Consider the following 3,927-nt stretch of genomic DNA (forward strand, 5'->3'; position numbering starts at 1 on the left):
GACGCGACTAGCCCCGCAGGAGGCGCCGCATGCTACTCGAGTTCGATGCTGATCAGCGGCTTTGGCAGGACACCGTGCGCGACGCCGTCGGCAAGCAATGCCCGCCGTCGCTGGTTCGTGAGGTGGCGGAAAACGGGGTCGACCCGTCGCCGCTGTGGCAGTCCTACATCGATGCCGGCTGGACCGAGCTGACCGATCCGGAAAACGCGGTCGAGCTCGCGATCGTGCTCGAGGAACTCGGCCGCGCCACCGATCCGACACCGTTCCTGGCGACCTTGACGCAGTTCGCGCCTCTGGCGGGCGACCGCTTCGACCCGCAGAAGGCGGGTGCGGCGATCTACGACGGCATCACCGCCTACCGCGATGCCGACGGCTGGGTGCTGGACGGAACGGCACGGCATGTCCTCGACGCCGACCGGGCCGACCGGCTCGCGGTGACGACCGAGGCCGGGGTGTTCCTGGTCGACGCCGGCAAGGTGACCATCAGGCGTAGCCCGGTCTTCGACCCGGTACTGCATGTTGCCGACGTGTCCTTCGCGGGCCTGCGGCTCGCCGACACCGAGCGCTTGCACACCGACGCCGAGAAGGCCCGCCATCTCGCGCTCACCGGCATGGCGGTGACGATGGTCGGCGCATGCCAGCGCATCCTCGACCTCGTGATCGAACATGTGAAACAGCGCCAGCAGTTCGGCGTCGCGATCGGCTCCTTCCAGGCCGTGCAGCACAAGGCCGTCGATATGCACGTGGCCACCGAGCGCGCCCGTGCCCTGTCGTACTTCGCGGCGCTGACCATCGCCGCCGACGACCCACGGCGGCGCATGGCCTCGGCGATGGCAAAGGCGGCCGCGGGGGAGTGCCAGGCGGTGGTGTTCCGGCACGGCCTGCAGCTCTTCGGCGCCATGGGATTCACCTGGGAGAACGACCTTCAGTTCGCGCTGAAGCGGGCCAAGGCCGGCGAACTCATGCTCGGCGGCGCGGCCGAACATCGCGCGCTGATCGCGGAGGAATACAGGAGTAACGGTGCAGCTGACTTTTGATTCCGACGTCGAGGAGTTCCGCACGGAGTTCTCGGCATTCCTCGACGAGCATCTGCCGCCGGAAACCGAGACGCTAGAGCGGCCGACGTCGGTGTCGCACATGCCGCAATGGGCGCGCGACTGGCAGCGGCTGCTGTTCGACAACGGCTGGCTGCTGCCCGCCCAGCCTCCCGAGTTCGGCGGCCGCAACGCGACCGTGCTGCAGCAGTTCGTGCACCTCGACGAACTGTGCCGGCGTCGGATCTACCACAGTCTCAATCCGCAGGGTGTCAATATCATTGCCGCATCGCTGATTTCGTTCGGCTCCGACGAGCAGAAGCACCGCTGGGCCGTGCCGGTGCTCAAGGCCGAAATGACGGCGTCCCTCGGGATGAGCGAGCCCAGCGCCGGCTCGGATCTCGCGTCGCTGCGCACGCGCGCGGTGCGCGACGGTGACGACTTCGTGGTCAACGGCCAGAAGGTGTGGACCTCCGGTGCACACCATGCCGACTTCCTGCTCACGTTCGTCCGCACCGACCCGGACGCACCCAAGCACAAGGGCATCAGCGCGCTGATCATCCCCACCGACACCCCCGGTGTGGTGTGCCGGCCGTTCGCCGACATGTGCGGTCAGGACAACCTGGACTTCAACGAGGTCTTCTTCACCGACGCCCGGGTGCCCGCCGAAAACCTCGTCGGGCCGCTCAACGGTGGGTGGGGGGTGGCCAACGGGTCACTCGGGCACGAGCGCACGATGATGTGGCTGGGCTTCGCGGACCGGATCGACAACATGATCGCCGACTTCCGCCCGCGCGGGGAGCTGCAACGCGACCAGTACGCCACGACGATCATGGACTACATCGCGCTGCGCGCAATGGGTTCGGCGGCCCTGGCCCGCGCGGCCCGTGGCGAGATGGATACCGCATCGGTGTCGGTGCTCAAGCTGTTCGGATCCGAAGCGGAGCGGCAGGCGTTCGAGAACGCGCTCACCGCCGCGGGAACCGACGGGCTGGTGCATCCCTCGACGACGGGTCCGTACAAGCACATGAACCTCGACCACTATTTCGCCAGCTGGTTCGAGCGCTACGCCCGCAGCTTCGGCGGCACCATCGCCGGTGGCACCTCGGAGATCCAGCGCAACATCGTCGCCCAGCAGGTGCTCGGCTTGCCCCGGCGCTGAGTCCGGTGACCGAGACGCTGATCGTCGAACGGCCGCAGGCCGGCGTCGTTGTGGTGACGCTGAATCGGCCGAAGCGGCTCAACGCGATCAACCAGGGGATGCGCGACGAACTCATGCAGACCTTCGCCGACGTCGCCGCGAATACCTCGGTGACTGCCGTCGTGCTCACCGGAGCGGGCCGCGGATTCTGTTCCGGCATCGACATGCGCGACTTCGGGCCGGGAGTGCCTGACGCGGGAGGCCCGGCCATCGACCGGCTGCGTTTTCAGGAGACGATGGCGGCGCTGCCACAGGCGATCTGGAATCTGCCGCAACCCGTCATCGCCGCGGTGAACGGTCCGTGCGTTGGTGCGGGGCTCGCGCTGTGCCTGGCCGCCGACATCCGAATCTGCTCGACGGCCGCCTCTTTTGGCAATGCCGCCATCCTGCTGGGGTTGTCGGGTGCCGAGATGGGGATGAGCTATCACTTGCCCCGGATCGTCGGAACCAGCGTGGCCGCCGACTGGATGCTGACCGGGCGGACCGTGTCGGCGCAGGAAGCGGATCGCCGCGGCCTGGTGAGCGAATTGGTCGAGCCGGACCGCCTTTCCGAGCGCGTGAGCCAGATCGCGTCGGCAATAGCCGAGTTGTTGCCGCTCGGCGTCCAGCTGACGAAGCGAGCGCTGCAAACCAATACCGACGCCGCGGGACTCGCCGCGGCGATGGAACTCGAGAATCGCAATCAAGTGCTCAGCCACGCCACCGACGAAGCCGCGGCTCGACGGAAGAAATGGTCACCGTGAGCGGACCGCTGGACGGTGTGCGGATCGTGACGATGGGCGGTCTCGGTCCCGGCCCGTTCTGCGGCATGCTGCTGGGGGACCTCGGCGCCGACATCGTGCGGGTCGACATGCCACGCGCGGTGGACGGCCCGCTGCCCATCGACTACACCGTGCGGCGCAGCCAGCGATCGATCGCCTTGGACGTGAAAGAGGCGGCGGGGCGCGAGATTCTGCTGCGCTTGATCGAGGATGCCGACGCGTTCGTCGAGGTGTTCCGTCCCGGAGTAGCCGAACGGTTGCGCATCGGCCCCGACGACCTCCGCGAGCGCAACCCGCGGCTGGTGTATGCGCGGATGACCGGATACGGCCAGGACGGCCCGTTCGCGAACCGTGCCGGTCACGACATCAACTACATCGCGCTGGCCGGTGCGTTGCACGGCATCGGTCCCGCCGCCGCGCCGGTCCCGCCGCTCAACCTCGTCGGCGATTACGGGGGCGGCGGCATGCTGTTGGCCGTCGGACTCTTGAGTGCGATCCTGGAGGCCCGCGAGTCGGGCAGCGGCCAGGTTGTCGACGTCGCCATGGTGGACGGTGCCGCCGCGTTGATGGCGCCGTACTACGGGATGGTGGCCGCCGGCACGTGGCGAGACCGCAGGCACGCCAACGTCTTGGACGGCGCCGCGCACTACTACGGCGTCTATGAAACCGCGGATCAAAAGCACGTCGCCGTCGGAGCCATGGAGCCCGCGTTTTATGCCGAGTTGTGTCAGCGTCTCGACGTCACGGTGCCGCACGACGCCGACGAACCGGCCGCGTGGGAAGCGCACCGCGCCGTGCTGGCGGCACGATTCCGGGGAAAGACCCGGGAAGAGTGGGAACAGGAACTCAGTTCGCCGGGATGCTGCGCCGCACCCGTGCTCAGCCTCACCGAAGCACCGCAGCACCCGCACAACGCGGCGCGTGGCACCTT

At 68.1% G+C, this 3,927-nt stretch carries 4 protein-coding genes; all 4 read left to right on the forward strand.

Annotated elements, in window-relative coordinates:
• The first annotated feature begins 29 nt into the window (after window positions 1-29).
• Window positions 30-1,037 carry an acyl-CoA dehydrogenase family protein gene (locus ACRDU5_RS06945; RefSeq protein ID WP_526613751.1) on the forward strand — a complete coding sequence of 336 codons (1,008 nt, stop codon included), beginning with the start codon at window positions 30-32 and terminating at the stop codon, window positions 1,035-1,037.
• Window positions 1,021-2,196 (forward strand): acyl-CoA dehydrogenase family protein, encoded by a 1,176-nt coding sequence (locus ACRDU5_RS06950; RefSeq protein ID WP_526613752.1) that lies wholly within the window; start codon window positions 1,021-1,023, stop codon window positions 2,194-2,196. The genes ACRDU5_RS06945 and ACRDU5_RS06950 overlap by 17 nt, the downstream gene beginning before the upstream one ends.
• Window positions 2,197-2,201: 5 nt before the next feature.
• On the forward strand, window positions 2,202-2,978 hold the full coding sequence (locus tag ACRDU5_RS06955) for an enoyl-CoA hydratase/isomerase family protein (protein WP_526613753.1): 777 nt from the start codon (window positions 2,202-2,204) through the stop codon (window positions 2,976-2,978).
• Window positions 2,975-3,927 (forward strand): CaiB/BaiF CoA transferase family protein (locus ACRDU5_RS06960; RefSeq protein WP_526613754.1); only part of this gene is annotated, 953 nt, incomplete at its 3' end. The genes ACRDU5_RS06955 and ACRDU5_RS06960, both read left to right, overlap by 4 nt.

Origin of the sequence: Mycobacterium sp., from assembly GCF_050701515.1 — a bacterium.
GTDB lineage: Bacteria > Actinomycetota > Actinomycetes > Mycobacteriales > Mycobacteriaceae > Mycobacterium.

Coding starts and splice junctions, on each gene's coding strand:
- ACRDU5_RS06945 (WP_526613751.1), top strand. CDS start 30: ATGCTACTCGAGTTCGATGCTGATCAGCGGCTTTGGCAGGACACCGTG.